Source organism: Marinobacter halodurans, from assembly GCF_004327985.1.
GTDB classification, from domain to species: Bacteria; Pseudomonadota; Gammaproteobacteria; order Pseudomonadales; family Oleiphilaceae; genus Marinobacter_A; species Marinobacter_A halodurans.
Genome location: NZ_SJDL01000001.1, coordinates 1 through 15,628, shown reverse-complemented (window position 1 = coordinate 15,628; position 15,628 = coordinate 1). Strand labels below are relative to the sequence as shown.

Sequence of the window (15,628 nt, the reverse complement as noted above, 5' to 3'; positions counted from 1 at the left end):
GCGGTGACCTCAGGGGGCGCTGGGATCGGCGGCTCGCGAACGCTTGAGATCAGCCCGCATCTTCAGGCGCGATTCGCGGCGCATATCGGCCTCACGGTACCGGCGTAGCTGCTTGTCGGTTTCCGGTTCGACTTCCGGGACGGTCACCGGATTCCCGGCGTCGTCCAGCGCGACGAACGTGAAGTACGCCGACACGATATGCCGCTCTTCCCGCGTGTAGCTGTTTTCAGCCACCACCCGTACGCCGATTTCCATCGACGAATGCCAGCTTCGGTTGATCGACACCCTGAAAATCAGGGTGTCGTTGCCCTTGGCCGGGGCCCGGAAGGCGAACGAATCCACGGCGGCCGTCACGCAGACGCAGCCCGAATGGCGTTCGGCCACCACCAGGGCCAGCCGGTCGCATTTGGCCATGATCATGCCACCGAAGGCGGTCTGGTGGGCATTCAGGTCATTCGGGAAAACCTTGTAGACATGACCTTCAATCGCGGACGCCGAAACCGTCGCGGTCCAGAGTGTTTGCATGGGCGGAGTTCCTCGTAACATCGCATGGTCTGCGGGCGCCAGTTTCTCAGATACCGCAGCCGGCGGCCATTCAGACGAAAAAAGCCCCAGGGGTGAGGGGCAAGGAAGCTCCGCAATGGAGCTGTCGTCGATGCAACGTTTGACTCGTGCGTCAGTCGTTTCCGTGATTCCCGGTGTCGTTCTGTTTGGGTCGCAGATCGTGCCATTGGTCGATCAGGGCCTTGGCGCGGCTTTCGGCGCTGGTCCGGTAATGCCGGAGCTTGGGTTTCACGTCCAGCTCATACGCCTTACCGGCGCGGTCGCTCAGGTAAGCCGACATCATGTTGGCATTCCAGATCAGCTTCCTGCGGACGTCGTAAGTGGCAATATCCAGTCGCATGGCCAGTTGGCGCAGGGAGGGGTTACGCTCGCGAATCTGGCTGACGATGTCCGCCAGGCTGGCGTTCTCCGACGGATCCGCGCCCATGTCCTTCAGCATCTTCCTGAGTTCGATGGAAGCGGCATCCACCTGGGGGCGGATCTGGGCTTCCATCTGTTCCCGGAGATGCCTGACGTTTTCCAGACTGTCCTTCAAAGAATACTGCACCATGATTACCTCTCGCGTAGACTGCGTAGCCGGTCGGTGCCGGCTACAAGCGGGCTGACTTGATGATGGGGTTACCATAGCGACAATTATTAGAGTGTTCAGCCTATCAGGATTATAACGGTGGAGATCGGAGTGTCGGCGGATAACCAGCTGCAACTGGGAAATGGCATGTTGCGTCTTGAGCGCCCCGGGAAAGGCGGCCGCGAGCTGCGGGCCTGGGACGCCGCGGACGAGCAGCTTATAGCGGCGGTTCTGGAGCGCTGGCCGGAGGTAGGTCCGGTGCGCCCAGACATGGCCATCATTGACGACGGTTTTGGCGCGCTGACCCTCGGGTTGGCGAGCTATACGCCGGTGAGCCTGGCCGACAGCGCGTTGTGCCGGGTGGCCGTCAACCGGAACGCGGAACTGAACGATTGTCCGCCACCGGAGGTTCAGAGCTGGCTGGCCCCACCAGCCGATCGGTTCGATGTCATTGTGCTCAAGATCCCCCGCCACCTGGATTACCTGGAATACCTGCTGCGCTGGGCCAATGACCACCTGGTTCCGGGCGGCCTGGTAATTGCCGGGGGCATGATCAAACACCTGCCGGACCGCTGTGCCGATGTCTTTGCACGACTGATGGGCAGTAACGAGGCCCAACCGGCCAGACGCAAGGCCCGCGTCATTTTCGCCCGGCGCGGCGCCGCAGGCCTGGCCGACTGGAACCGGCAGATTGCCGGGTATGCCATGGCGGATACCGCAGGCGAGATCGAAGCATTGCCCGCTGTTTTTTCCCGCGATCAGCTCGACCGGGGCACGCGGGTGTTCCTGCCCCACGTGCGGGAGGCGCTGGCCGCGCTGCCGGCAGGCGCGCGCGTGCTGGACCTGGGGTGTGGCAACGGCGTGCTCGGGGTGACGGCACTGCTGGATCGTGAGGACTGCGTTGTGACGTTTGCGGATGTGTCCAGCCAGGCCGTGGCCAGTGCCCGGTACAACTGTGAGGTGAGAGGCGTCGTCGACCGGGCCCGGTTCCACCATGGAGACGGCGTCCCGCGGGGCGAGCGTTTTGATCTTATCCTGTGTAACCCGCCGTTCCACGAGGGTGGAACCGTGGGTGACCACATCGCCCTGCGAATGTTCCGGCAGTCCGCGGCCGCGCTGGCACCAGGCGGTCAGTTGCTGGTGGTGGGCAATCGCCACCTGGGTTATCACGTCAAGCTGAAACGCTGGTTTGGTGTGGTAGCGCAGCAGGGGGGCGATCCGAAATTCGTGATCTTCGCCTGCCGCGTCAGCCGTTGACGGGGCGGTCGTAACCCATGCGGGCCAAGGTGTCCACGATGGTCTGGGTCTGGCTGTCGATCTCGACATTGACCCGGTCGCCGACAGCTAGCCCGCCAAAGGTGGTGACGCGGAGGGTTTCGGGGATCAGGTGGACGTTGAAGGTGTCTTCCGTCACGCTGCCAATGGTCAGGCTGGCACCGTTGACGGCGATATAGCCCTTGGCAAAGATGTATTTCATCCAGTCACGGGGCACCCGGAAATAGAGGGTGCGATTGTTCTCCGGCGTCTCGATGGCGGTGACTTCCGCGGTGGTGTGAACGTGCCCGGACAACAGGTGGCCGCCAATCTCATCGCCGATGCGGGCGGCGCGTTCGAAGTTGACGTGATCGCCGGTCTTCAGGTCGCCCAGCGTGGTCAGGCTGAGGGTTTCCTGCATGGCGTCGAAATACAGTGTCTTCCCTTCCTGCCGCGTGACGGTCAGGCAGGTCCCGTTCAGGGCAACCGAGGCGCCAATTTCGACACCGTCGACACGATCTTCCGGAAAGGCCAGGATAAAGGTGGACAGGCCGGGGCGTTGCGCCACATTGATGACTCGGGCCTGGCCCTGAACGATTCCGGTAAACATGGTGTCTCCAGTGCTGGAAAGGAAAGTCGGGGGCGCCGGTTCGGGGCGCTCCACAGGCTGGCAGTAGGATAACGGTCCTGTCTGTCGGTGCCAAGACGCCATCGGCTCAAGGTTTCCAATCCGCCGCCGATACCCTTTCTGTCAAGGGGGCTTGACGGCGATGACAGGCGAACAGGGGAGGGATGGCATGGCAGTATCCGACGCGAACGAGCGGCCGTCGCCTGTCCTGCAGCCTGGGCGTCCTGCCGATCCCGAACCGGCCCAACCCCCGGCTACGACGAGCGGTGCCCAACCACCGGCGACCCGCAGTGCCGGGGATTCCCGGCCGCCGCAGACGACCCAGGCCGACGAGACAGGGTCCGAACCTGGTGAAGCCGTCGCCGAGGCAGGGGAGGCTCCGGAAGAGTCGCCCGGCGAGAGCAGGGAAGAAATCCTGCTGCGCCAACGGGATCGCCGCCGGCTCCTGCGTCAGTGCGAACGGGTTCTGCTGCTGGATTTCAATACCCTGGCCATGCCGGACTGGCCGGACAACTTCAGCCTGGCCACAGCCCGCCGCCGTCGGGATCTCTGGCTGTTCTCCGCTTCGTTGGCGGCTGTGGTGTTCCTGGCCGGGGTGCCCGGGTTGGTTCCCGCCTGGGTGGCCGGCAGCGGGTTTGGCGCATTCGTGCTGATCGCACTGTCGGGTGTGCCGTTTATCCGCCGACTCTTTTCCTCCCGACCCAGTTACATGGACTTGCTGTTGTTGCGCCAGCAACGGCTACGGGAAGCCCGCAGCCATGTCAGCCACCTGGAGGGCGACGAGGGGCTGGCGTGGCAGTGCGCGATGATGGCCGAATGCAACCCGGCGTTGCGGTCTACCCGTTTCGGGACGCTGGTCAACCTGTCCGAGAAGCGGGTATTGGCGCGCCAGTTACGGCGGCGTGAGCACATCCGTCTTTACCTGATTTTCATGCTGGAAGCCGAGAAGGCATACGATCGCCTCCAGAGCCGGTATTTCGAGGGGCACCAGTTGGCCATCGATAACGGCTGGGAGCGGCCGGACCCGGCGGCTGATCCCTCTGAACCCAGGGAAACCGGGCCGGAAGAATCCGCCGAGTCGGACTGATCTGCAGCGTGACGTCGTCGGCTCCGGAACTTCCGGTGTCTCGGGTCGGTGCATTTTGGTGCATCATGCGATCACAATCATGATCGATTGTGGTGCTTGATCGGCCGGTCTCTCCTGATAACGCACCATAAGGGTGCGTCAAACGACGTTTTTAGATCTGTATCTTATTTTCTGAAAGCCCTTTATAGCTCCCAACTCTTTGATGTCAGGACGAGTGTTCCAGGGTGGAACACATCTTGTATCTGTGTGCGCCCAAACAATGCAGCGGGGCATGCAGGTGCAACGACGTGCGGACGGGTGGCTGTCAGCCGGCTCGCGTGCAGCCCCGGCGGTTCATCAGAATAAAGACGGGAGCATTAAACCGTGGAGACGACAAGCGCAGTGGAAACGCTGCTGCAGAGTGCGAATACCTTCTTTCTGCTGCTTGGGGCGATCATGGTGCTGGCGATGCACGCCGGTTTCGCCTTCCTGGAAGTTGGTACGGTGCGGCACAAGAACCAGGTCAACGCCCTGGTCAAGATCATGACGGATTTCGGTGTCTCGACGCTGGCCTATTTCTTTATCGGCTACAGTGTGGCCTACCATACGAACTTCTTCGCCAGCGCTTCGGTGCTGACGGCAGCCAACGGCTATGACCTGGTCAAATTCTTTTTCCTCCTGACGTTTGCGGCGGCGATCCCCGCCATTGTTTCCGGCGGCATCGCCGAGCGGGCACGTTTCTACCCGATGCTGGTCGCCTCCGGTTTCATCGTGGCGCTGGTGTATCCCTTCTTCGAAGGGCTGGTATGGAACGGCAACTATGGTTTCCAGGACTGGCTGGATGCCACCTTTGGTGCCGCTTTCCATGACTTTGCCGGATCGGTGGTCGTGCACGGCGTCGGTGGCTGGATCGCACTGGCTGCAATCCTGCTGCTGGGGGCGCGTAAAGGTCGTTACCGCAATGGCCGGGTGGTGGCATTCGCGCCGTCCAACATTCCCTTCCTGGCACTCGGTGCCTGGATCCTGTGTGTGGGCTGGTTTGGCTTCAATGTCATGTCCGCCCAGACACTGGATGGCATCAGCGGCCTTGTCGCCGTGAACAGCCTGATGGCGATGGTTGGCGGTATCGTGGTGGCCATGCTGGTGGGGCGCAAGGACCCGGGCTTTATCCATAACGGGCCGCTGGCCGGTCTGGTGGCGGTGTGTGCCGGTTCCGACCTGATGCATCCCATCGGCGCCCTGGTCACTGGCGGTATTGCCGGCGCGCTGTTCGTGTTTCTGTTCGAGTGGGCCCAGAACAGGATGCCGCGTCTGGACGATGTGCTCGGTGTGTGGCCGCTGCATGGCATTTGCGGTGCCTGGGGTGGCCTGGCCGCCGGTATCTTCGGCCAGTCCGTGTTGGGCGGCCTAGGCGGCGTGAGCTTGATGTCCCAGTTGGTCGGTACGGTCATTGGCATCCTGGTTGCCTTTGTCGGCGGTCTCGTCGTCTATGGCCTGGTCAATGTGGTCAGTTCGATTCGGCTGTCGGAAGAGGAAGAGTTTGAGGGCGCTGACCTGTCCGTTCACCGCATCGCGGCCACGTCGATGGATAAGTAGCCGGTCTCCAGGGCTTTCGAAGACAAGAACGCAGGCACCGAAAGGGCCTGCGTTCTTTTGTTTCGGGGGTATGGGCCTGTAAAGAAAACCGGCGGGTTATACTGGCCGTTGATGGGAGCTGTGGGCGCCCTTGTCCGGGGCCGACGGGTTGCTTGACAAGGATGGGCATCAAACGTATGTTTTAAACATACGTTTGGTAGGTTCACCCTTGGCGGTAGGTTATGGCGCAGTCCGATACAGTTGATCGCATCCTCAATGCTGCAGAAGAGCTGTTCGCAGAACGTGGCTTCTCTGAAACATCGCTGCGTATGATTACCAGCAAGGCTAACGTCAACCTGGCTGCGGTCAATTACCATTTTGGCTCAAAGAACGCGCTTATCCAGGCGGTCTTTGCCCGCTTCCTGACGCCGTTTTCGGAGACCCTGGATAAGGCCTTCGATGACCTTGAACGCCGCTGCAAGGGTGAACCGCCGACACTGCAGCAAACGCTCTGGGTGCTGACCGAAAGCGCCGTACGCATGCCCCATCGCAATGAAAAGGGGATCTCCATCTTCATGCGGCTGCTGGGGCTGGCCTATACGCAGTCCCAGGGGCACCTGCGCAAGTTCCTGGAGCAGGAGTATAGCGAACCCTTCGGGCGGCTGATGCGACTGCTCAAGGCCGGTACGCCGCAACTCTCCGCCGTGGACCGTTACTGGCGCATCCAGTTTATGCTGGGTGCCACGGCTTTCACCATGTCCAGCAGCGACGCTCTGCGCGAAATCCTCGAGAACAAGCTGGGCATCGATACCACGGTGCAGGAAATCGCTGCGCGCCTGGTGCCTTTCCTGGCTGCGGGCCTGCAGGCCGACGATCCCATCTCGGTACCGCAGACCGCCTGAATGCGGCACCATGGTCCTGTTCCGGGGCCATCTGTTCCATTACTGTTTTGTAAAACACCGGGTGTTGCCGCTCCCCGTGTGGGCTGGCCCGTTGTGACCGGTGGCTCCCCTGGGGTAATCTCTGCGCCATTGAACCGGATTCGGTGAATCCGGGCCACCGGACCGAGGTGACGTGTGTCCTTTGCCGAGCATCTGCAGATCAGTCTTTCCCGTCAGACGCTGACCGCGCGTATGGACGATGGCGCGCTGTTGACCTACCCGGTTTCGACCGCCGCCAACGGCCCGGGTGAAGCCAACGGTTCCGGCTGTACCCCACGGGGCGAACACTATATACGGGCCTGTATCGGCGCCGGGGCGCCCCGCTGCACGGTCTTCCGCGGTCGCCGGCCCACCGGTGAGATCCATACGCCGGAACTGGCCAGCGCCTGCCCGGATCGGGACTGGATCCTGTCGCGCATCCTCTGGCTTTGCGGGCGCGAACCCGGGCGTAACCGTGGTGGTGATGTCGACTCCATGCGCCGTTACATCTACATTCACGGAACACCCGATACCGAACCGATGGGTACGCCGGCGTCCCATGGCTGCGTCCGTATGCGCAACGACGACGTGATCGCGCTGTTTGAGCGGGTCCTTCCGGGAACGGCGGTGACCATCACGGAGTGATGGCCGTCGAGCTCTCCGGCGCTAGCCGGGGGCCGTCAGGTATAAGAAGACAGTCAGGAGACGAGTTTGGACGAGACGCCACAGAGTATTCAAAGCTGGGTCGAAAACTACAGCCTGTTGTCGCTGGAATGGCGGGTCACCATCGCGGTGTTTGCCATGGTCTGTGCGACGGCGCTGGTGGCTTTCATCATCAGCCGGGTGATTGTGAGGCTGGAACGCAAATTCAGCCAGACCAAAAACCTTTGGGATGACGCGTTCCTGCATGCATTGCGCATGCCGGCGGTTGGCTTTGTCTGGCTGCAGGGGGTGTACTGGGCGGCCAATATCGCGAAGCGCTATTCCGATGCCGAGATTTTCAAGGTGAACGACACGGTCCTGAAAATCGGCATCATCTGGTTGATGGTCTGGACCCTGTGGCGCTTTGTCAAACAGGCCGAGAGCATCCTGGCATCGCCGGCAAAGATGCGGCGTCCGATGGACTACACCACGGTAATGGCTGTCAGCAAACTGGCCCGGGCCGTAGTGGTGATCACCGCCGCGCTGGTGATCATGGAGACGCTGGGCTACAGCATCTCGGGTGTCCTGGCGTTTGGCGGTATCGGTGGTATTGCCATCGGTTTTGCCGCCAAGGACCTGCTGGCCAACTTCTTTGGCGGCCTGATGGTGTATCTGGACCGCCCGTTCAAGGTGGGGGACTGGATCCGCTCGCCGGACCAGGAAATCGAGGGCACAGTCGAACACATCGGCTGGCGGCTGACCACCATCCGCACCTTCGACAAGCGCCCGCTGTATGTGCCGAACGCGGTGTTTACCAGTATTTCGGTGGAGAACCCGTCGCGTATGACCAACCGGCGGATCTACGAGACCATCGGCATCCGCTACCTCGACGTGGCCGAGATCAGCGCCATTGTCCACGACATCCGCGAGATGCTGGAAAATCACGAGGAGATCGACAGCGACCAGACCTTGATCGTCAATTTCGCCCAGTTCAACCACTCATCGCTGGACATCATGGTCTACACCTTTACCAAGACCGTGGAATGGGTGAAGTATCACGCCATCAAGCAGGATGTGTTGCTGCAGATAAGCGAGATCATCGGCAGCTACGGGGCGGAAGTCGCGTTTCCGACACGTACGCTGCATCTGGCCGATCCCGTGCGCCTCGACCGGGAGGCCGATGCCAAGCGCCCCCGGGATGATAGCCACGATGATGAAAGTCAGGAACGTCCCGACTATCGTGAGGCGGATTCGCTCAGCGACTATGACGAGGATGGCAAGGCGGACAGAACCACCTATGGAGATGTGGACTCATGAGTGAAGCAAGCGCGCCACACGCGCCGGCCATTGGCATTATTGGCGGGACCGGTTTGACCCAGTTGGAGGGGCTGGAAATCACCGGCGAGCGTAACGTCGACACGCCCTGGGGGGCGCCGTCCGCGCCTTTGGTCATGGGGCGCTTGGGTGGCGTACCGGTGGTTTTCCTGGCCCGTCATGGCGATCCCCATCGTATCCCGCCCCACCAGGTGAATTACCGCGCCAACCTCTGGGCCTTGCAGAGTGTGGGGGTCAAGGCGGTGGTCGGTGTCAACGCGGTGGGCGGGATCCATGCCGCCATGGGGCCGGCACAGATTGTGGTTCCCGATCAACTGATCGACTACACCTGGGGCCGGCCCAGTACCTTCTTTGAGGGGGAACTGGAGCACGTCACCCATATTGATTTTACCGATCCCTACACCGAGCGGCTGCGCAAGGCTCTCAAGACGGCCGCCCTGGACAGGGGCGTCCACTGCATCGATTTCGGGGTCTACGCGGCCACCCAGGGACCGAGGCTTGAAACGGCGGCGGAAGTGCGCCGGTTGGAGCGTGACGGATGTGACCTGATCGGGATGACCGGTATGCCGGAAGCGGTACTGGCGGCCGAGCTCGAACTGGAATACGCCTGCCTGGCGCTGGTGGTGAACTGGGCCGCCGGAAAATCGGATCACATCATTACGATGGACGACATCCAGGCGGCGATCGACGAAGGGATGTCAGGTGTCCGGGCCACCCTGACCCGGTTCCTGCAAGGCGGTTACTGAGCCGATCACTGGCCGTCGAGCGGCTGGAAGTACACCAGTAGGCCCAGGGTGGGGGAGTCCAGGTAATGGATTTCCTTGCTGCGCATGCGCCGGGTCTGGTGCAGCCAGGTGACGAGCTCGCGGTCCGGATGCGTGTCGCCGGCGACGTCCTGCGGCCCTGAAGGGGCTTCGCCTCCCGGCATGTAAGGGTTGTTGCCCAGGTCCTGTGTCGCCGGCTCCTCACCGGCGGTATTCGTCGGCTCGCTCGCCTCCCGCCACTGGTTCAGCTTTGCGGTCACATGCAGGTAGCGGACCCGGTCGATATCGATATACCCCTCGATGGCCCGGTCCCCGGCCTGGTCAATCACATCCCCGAGGGCAATGCGCATGGGTTGCCCGTTGTAGTCCGGGGGAAAGGACTGGACCCAGCCGGCGGCCATCAGGACGCGGTAGCGGCCGCTGTTCTCCAGCCGGTTGGCGGCACTGCTGAGATAGAGATTATTGCGCGACACCAGGTTCAGGTCAGAGTTGACCTGACCGCCAGGGCCGACGACCCAAAGGTTCCTGGTGACGTCCCGGGGCGTTTCCGGCCGGCGTGTCTGCATCTGTTCGGCAATATCGTCCGTGGCGCCCAGCCTTTCGAACAGCACCAGCTCGGCGCGATAGACGTTGTCGTCGGCAGCGGCCTTGCCTGCCATTGAGAAAAGCGCCATTGCCAGGGCCATCGGCGCCAGCCAGCGTGTCTGGAAATCCTGCAAAACTCCGTACTCCCGTTTCTGGGCCAGGCGAGCTGGCCTGAGGCGGCGATGGATTACGCGGGCGCTTTCTCCAGCTCCCCGAGCATATCCGCGACGCCGGCAAGTTTACCATCGGTCGTTGTGTCCTTCAGCCTGAAGCGGAAGGTGTTCGCGCCCTCCAGTTTATAGGATTGCGGCGCCCGCTGGACTTTCTGGACAAGAATTAAGGGGTCGACCGGTGTCTGGTTGCCGAATTCCAGTCGGCCCCATTCGCTGCCCGTATCGATCTTGGTGATGCCGAGTTTCTCCGCCCGGATGCGCAGCTGGGACTGGCGCATCAGGTTCTTGGCCGCGTCCGGCAGCAGGCCGAAGCGGTCGATCATCTCCACCTGCAGCTCCTTCAGTTCATCCTGGGTTCGGGTGTTGGCGATGCGCTTATAGAGCATCAGCCGGTTGTGGACGTCGGGCAGGTAGTCGTCCGGAATCAGCGCCGGGATGCGCAGGTTGATCTCGGTCCCATGACTTAACGGTAACTCCGCGTTGGGGGTTCGGCCCTCGCGGATCGCCTTCACCGCTTCGTCCAGCAGCTCCATGTAGAGGGTAAAACCGATGGTTTCGATCTGGCCGCTCTGCTCCTCGCCCAGCAGTTCGCCGGCCCCGCGGATTTCCAGGTCCTGGGTCGCCAGCATGAAGCCTGCGCCCAGATCCTGGGCCATGGAGATCGCTTCCAGGCGTTTTTCCGCGTCGCTGCTCAGGCTCTTCGGCGGCGGCGTGAGCAGGTAGGCGTAGGCCTGGTGGTGGGAGCGCCCGACTCGCCCGCGCAGCTGGTGTAACTGGGCGAGGCCGAACTTGTCGGCCCGCTCGATGATGATGGTGTTGGCGCTGGGCACATCGATGCCGGTCTCGATGATGGTGGTGCAGACCAGCACGTTGAAGCGCTTGTGGTAGAAGTCGGACATGATCTGTTCGAGTTCGCGCTCGCGCATCTGTCCGTGCGCCACGCCCACGCGGGCTTCGGGGATCAGCTCGCGCAGATCGGAAGCCATCCTCTCGATGGTGCTGACTTCATTGTGCAGGAAGTACACCTGGCCGCCCCGGAGGATCTCCCGCAGGATGGCTTCCTTGATCAGCGCATTTTCGCGCTGGCGGACGAATGTCTTCACCGACAGGCGCCGGGCCGGCGGTGTGGCGATAATGGACAGGTCCCGCAAGTGGCCCATGGCCATGTTCAGCGTCCTGGGAATCGGGGTGGCGGTGAGGGTCAGCAGGTCCACCTCGGCGCGCAGTGCCTTGAGCCGTTCCTTCTGCTGCACGCCGAAGCGGTGTTCTTCGTCGATGATCACCAGCCCCAGGTTCTTGAAGTGGACGTCGCCCTGCAACAGCTTGTGGGTGCCGATCACGATGTCCGCCTTGCCGGACTCGATATGGCTCATGGTCTGGCTGGCCTGTTTGCCGGTGCGGAAACGGCTCAGCAACTCGATGTTTACCGGCGTGTCGGCGAAGCGGTCGCGGAAGGATTCGTAGTGCTGTTGGGCGAGCAGGGTGGTGGGCACCAGGACGGCCACCTGCTTGCCGGAGTAGGTGGCCATGAACGCCGCCCGCATGGCCACTTCCGTCTTGCCGAAGCCCACGTCGCCACAGACCAGCCGGTCCATTGGGCGTTCGCTGGTCATGTCGGCGATGACGGCCTCGATGGCAGCTTGCTGGTCCGGCGTCTCTTCAAACGGGAAGCCTGCGGCGAAGCTGCGATAACTCTCGGCAGGGTTGTCGAACACGAACCCCTTTCGCGCCTCGCGCCGGGCGTAGACGTCAAGGAGCTCAGCGGCGGTGTCCCGGATTTTCTCCAGGGCCTTCTGCTTGGCCTGGCTCCAGCGGTCGGTGCCCAGTTTGTGCAGCGGTGCCAGGTCGTTGTCGGTGCCGGCATAGCGGGAAATCAGGTGCAGGCTGGAGACGGGCACGTAGAGCTTGGCGTTGTCGGCATACTCCAGGGTCAGGAATTCTTCCGGGTTGTCCTTGTCGACAGCGATCGTCTGCAGCCCCTGATAACGGCCGACACCATGGTCGATGTGGACAACCGGCGCACCCATGCGCAATTCGGACAGGTCCCTGTAACCGGCATCGTTGATTTCCGTTGGTTTTTCCCGGCGCCGCTGTTGCAGCACCCGCTCACCAAACAGCTCGGTTTCCGTGATCAGGGCCAGGCCCGGCTCCGTCAGGGTGCAGCCGGCGTCGAGCGGGGCAATGGTGATGGCAAGTTTCGGCGTTCCCGTGACGAACGCGGGCCAGTCGGTCAGGGTGACGGGGTGTAGGCCGTAGTCGGCCAGGTTGTCCACCAGCGCTTCCCGGCGCCCGGCCGATTCCACGCAGAGCAGCGTTCGCCCCGCAAACGCTGACAGAAAGTCCTTCAGGCGGTGAGCCGGGTCGCCGGCCTTGCCGTCCATGGCCACGTTAGCCATGGGGCGTGTGTCGCAGGTGCGCTCGCGGGCGCCGGCGTTGGCCGTATCCGCCTGGATGGTCACCCGCGGGAACTGCTTGATCTGGCCAAAGCACTCATCCTTGGCCATGAATAGTTGGGCCGGTTCAAGGATGGGGCGGAAGCGGTCGTAGCGCCGGTCTTCATAGCGGGCTTCGGCTTCTTCCCGGGCCTGGTCCAGGGCCGGCTCGAGCCCGGCGGACGTGAACACCCGGGTGTTGTCCGGCAGGTAGTCGAACAGCGTTGCGGTCTCCTCGAAAAACAGCGGGAGGTAATACTCGATACCCGGCGGTGTGATGCCCTGGCTGACATCCTTGTAGATGGGCGCATCCTTATCGGCGTTCGGGAAATGCTCGAACCAGCGGTTGCGGAATGTGGAGCGTGCGTCCTTGTGCCAGGGGAATTCGTTTGCGGGCAACAGTTCGATGCGTCCGATCTGATCGATGGACCGCTGGGTTTCGGGATCAAAGGTCCGCAGTGTCTCGATTTCGTCATCGAACAGGTCGATCCGGTAGGGCTGGCTGGCCCCCATGGGGAATATGTCCAGGATGGCGCCGCGGACGGCATATTCGCCGTGTTCGTAGACGTTCTCGGTGTGCCGGTACCCGGCGGCTTCCAACTGTTGGCGCCAGCGGTCGATATCCAGGATCTGACCCACTTCCAGCAACAGGGTGTTTCCCTGCAGGTAGGATACGGGCGCCAGACGATGCAGCAGGGTCCGGGCGGGCACGACCAGCAGGCCGCGCTGCGCCTGGGGGAGCCGGTGCAGGGTACGGATGCGCCGGGAAATGATGTCCTGGTGCGGCGAGAACATGTCGTAGGGCAGGGTTTCCCAGTCCGGCAGCGACAGGAGTTCGAAGCCGTCATCGGTCACCGATTCGGCACTTTCGTCGCCGGGTAGGCCCAGGAAAAAGCGCAGGGACTGTTCCAGGCGGATGGCTTCGTCCGTGTTGGCGGTGATCACCAGGGTCAGCCCATCGTGCCGGCGGGCACCTTCGCAGATGGCCAGTGCCTGCCCACTGCCATGCAGGCCGCTCCAGATCTCGTGACTGGCCGGCTGGGTCGGCATCTCGGGAGCAAGAAGGCTGGGATGGGCTACGGCTTCTGTCATGGTGCGTGTCACTTCCTGGCTGGATTGGGGTGTTCGTGTCTGGGTGAGAACAGGACAACCCGGTTTGAAAGGGGAGTGCCATTCTAGCCGTCGGTTACCGTACTGTCATGGCACCTTCATCCAGACTGGCCTGTCTGGGCTTGTTCGGCGGTTCCTTACATTGGATAATATCCGCCCAAAATATTCGAGGCGGCTGGCCCTGCCGTCGCCACCCAAGTGCTAAAAATAGAGGTTTTCGCGTGAGTCACGAGCAGATGAACGAGCACCTGTCCGCCTGGACTGAGAGAGAATCCATGGCGGAGGCGATGATTCCCCTGATCGGCCGCCTGTATCGCAAGAATAACGTCGTTACGTCGATCTACGGCAGAGCGATCATCAACCAGTCTGTGATCGGTATTCTCAAGGCTCACCGTTTCGTGCGTCAGGTGGAAGACAGTGAGCTGTCCGTCCACGACACCCTGCCAATCCTGGAAACCCTCGACAAGCTGGAACTGGGGCGGGCCCACATCGATATCGGCAAGTTGGCTGTGCGCTTCAAGGAGCAGGGCGGCGATCGCTCCCTCGAGCAGTTCCTCAGGGATGAGGTCGCGGAAGTCGTCGGCAAATACGCTGCTGATTGTGACGAAAATGCCCAAAAAGAAACGAAGGACGTGGTCCTGTACGGTTTCGGCCGGATCGGTCGCCTGCTGGCCCGTATCCTGATCGAGAAGGCCGGCGGCGGTAACAACCTGCGCCTGCGTGCCATCGTGGTGCGTCAGGGCGGCGCCGAAAACGACCTGGAAAAACGCGCCAGCCTGCTGCGTCGCGATTCCGTACACGGCCCCTTCAACGGCACCATCACCGTGGATGAGGAGAACTGCGCGCTGATTGCCAATGGCAACTTCATCAAGGTGATCTACTCCGACGGCCCGGACAAGCTGGACTACACCCAGTACGGCATCAACAACGCCATCATTATCGACAACACCGGTAAATGGCGCGATGAGGAAGGTCTTGGCCTGCACCTGAAGTCCAAGGGTGCCAACCGCGTCATCCTGACGGCGCCGGGCAAGGGCGATATCAAGAACATCGTCTATGGCATCAACAACGGCGACATCACGCCGGAGGACCGTATCCTGTCGGCGGCGTCCTGTACAACCAACGCCATTACGCCGGTGCTGAAGGCCATTAATGACGAATTCGGCATCATTGATGGTCACGTGGAAACGGTGCACTCCTATACCAATGACCAGAACCTGATCGACAACTACCACAAGGGATCACGCCGCGGTCGCAGTGCTCCGCTGAACATGGTGATTACCGAAACCGGCGCGGCCAAGGCCGTGGCCAAGGCGCTACCCGAGCTGAAAGGCAAGCTCAGTGGCAATGCGATTCGCGTACCGACGCCCAACGTCTCCATGGCGATCTTGAACCTGAACCTGGAAAAGGACGTGACAGTCGAGTCCGCCAACGACTACCTGCGGGAAATGGCCCTGCACTCCGAGCTCCAGAAGCAGATCGACTTCGTGAATTCGCCGGAGGTGGTGTCCACGGACTTTGTGGGCTCCCGTCATGCTGGCGTGGTGGATGCCCAGGCCACGATTGCCAACGGCCGTCGCCTGATCCTGTACGTCTGGTACGACAACGAGTTCGGTTACAGCGCACAGGTTGTGCGTTGTGTGAACCAGATGGCGGGCGTGACTTATCCGATTTTCCCGGCCCGGGTGCGGTAAGAGTAACGTGCGGCGAATGATCCTGTCGCAACAGTCTTAATATGAAAGCCCTGTCAGCTCAGGCTGGCAGGGCTTTTTGTTGGTGCGCCAGGCATGGCGCGTAGCGCCTTGACGGGCGCTGTTCTGGTACAGGTGGTGCTGGCCGGATGACTTGGGGGTGCAAGTCCCCTGTGGGCCCGGTAAGGGGAACCACTAGCCGAACGGCAAGGGTGTCCACCGCGAGGTGGAATCTGAAGGAAGCCGCAGGCAAAGCACTGGCCTGACGAACAGGAATCGCATATGAGGCGGTCACACTGGGTAAGGCGGCCAATATCGTCA

General features: G+C 62.0%; 13 protein-coding genes. 8 read left to right on the top strand and 5 right to left on the bottom strand.

All coding sequences use genetic code 11. The annotated features are described in order from the left end of the window. Window positions 1-9: 9 nt before the first annotated feature. Complete coding sequence (locus EZI54_RS00065; protein ID WP_131477805.1) at window positions 10-525, bottom strand: acyl-CoA thioesterase; 516 nt, start codon at window positions 523-525, stop codon at window positions 10-12. A 151-nt stretch (window positions 526-676) separates the two neighbouring features. Then, complete coding sequence (locus EZI54_RS00060; RefSeq protein ID WP_131477803.1) at window positions 677-1,114, bottom strand: hypothetical protein; 438 nt, start codon at window positions 1,112-1,114, stop codon at window positions 677-679. Between the two features lie 129 nt (window positions 1,115-1,243). Here EZI54_RS00060 and EZI54_RS00055 point away from each other — a divergent pair, with 129 nt between their 5' ends. Continuing rightward, window positions 1,244-2,389 (top strand): class I SAM-dependent methyltransferase, encoded by a 1,146-nt coding sequence (locus EZI54_RS00055; RefSeq protein WP_242674297.1) that lies wholly within the window; start codon window positions 1,244-1,246, stop codon window positions 2,387-2,389. On the opposite strand, the gene EZI54_RS00050 is transcribed toward EZI54_RS00055, so the two are convergent. Beyond that, entirely contained in the window at window positions 2,379-2,996 is a 618-nt protein-coding gene (locus EZI54_RS00050; protein WP_131477801.1) for a riboflavin synthase subunit alpha, read from the bottom strand. The genes EZI54_RS00055 and EZI54_RS00050 overlap by 11 nt on opposite strands. A 187-nt stretch (window positions 2,997-3,183) precedes the next feature. Here EZI54_RS00050 and EZI54_RS00045 point away from each other — a divergent pair, with 187 nt between their 5' ends. The 6 genes from EZI54_RS00045 (at window position 3,184) to EZI54_RS00020 (ending at window position 9,298) form a co-directional block, all read left to right on the top strand. Continuing rightward, window positions 3,184-4,101, top strand: a complete 918-nt coding sequence (locus tag EZI54_RS00045) for a hypothetical protein (protein WP_131477799.1) — start codon at window positions 3,184-3,186, stop codon at window positions 4,099-4,101. A 363-nt stretch (window positions 4,102-4,464) separates the two neighbouring features. Beyond that, a complete protein-coding gene (locus EZI54_RS00040; protein ID WP_131477797.1) occupies window positions 4,465-5,676 on the top strand; it encodes an ammonium transporter in 1,212 nt (403 codons plus the stop codon). 221 nt (window positions 5,677-5,897) lie between these two features. Next, the gene (locus EZI54_RS00035) at window positions 5,898-6,557 is read left to right on the top strand and encodes a TetR/AcrR family transcriptional regulator (RefSeq protein WP_131477795.1); all 660 of its coding nucleotides are present in this window, start codon (window positions 5,898-5,900) and stop codon (window positions 6,555-6,557) included. A 174-nt stretch (window positions 6,558-6,731) separates the two neighbouring features. Then, window positions 6,732-7,220, top strand: coding sequence for a L,D-transpeptidase (locus EZI54_RS00030; RefSeq protein WP_242674296.1), 489 nt, complete (start codon window positions 6,732-6,734; stop codon window positions 7,218-7,220). A gap of 66 nt (window positions 7,221-7,286) precedes the next feature. After that, window positions 7,287-8,534, top strand: coding sequence for a mechanosensitive ion channel family protein (locus EZI54_RS00025; protein ID WP_242674295.1), 1,248 nt, complete (start codon window positions 7,287-7,289; stop codon window positions 8,532-8,534). After that, window positions 8,531-9,298, top strand: coding sequence for an S-methyl-5'-thioinosine phosphorylase (locus EZI54_RS00020; protein ID WP_131477793.1), 768 nt, complete (start codon window positions 8,531-8,533; stop codon window positions 9,296-9,298). Before EZI54_RS00025 ends, EZI54_RS00020 begins: the two co-directional genes overlap by 4 nt. A 5-nt stretch (window positions 9,299-9,303) precedes the next feature. Here EZI54_RS00020 and EZI54_RS00015 read toward each other — a convergent pair whose 3' ends face one another. Then, window positions 9,304-10,035, bottom strand: coding sequence for a CsiV family protein (locus EZI54_RS00015; protein WP_131477791.1), 732 nt, complete (start codon window positions 10,033-10,035; stop codon window positions 9,304-9,306). 53 nt (window positions 10,036-10,088) lie between these two features. Next, complete coding sequence (mfd, locus tag EZI54_RS00010; protein ID WP_131477789.1) at window positions 10,089-13,598, bottom strand: transcription-repair coupling factor; 3,510 nt, start codon at window positions 13,596-13,598, stop codon at window positions 10,089-10,091. 254 nt (window positions 13,599-13,852) lie between these two features. Between mfd and EZI54_RS00005 the strand changes: the two genes are divergently transcribed. Further along, window positions 13,853-15,310, top strand: coding sequence for a glyceraldehyde-3-phosphate dehydrogenase (locus EZI54_RS00005; RefSeq protein ID WP_207389113.1), 1,458 nt, complete (start codon window positions 13,853-13,855; stop codon window positions 15,308-15,310). The last annotated feature ends 318 nt before the right edge of the window (window positions 15,311-15,628 follow it).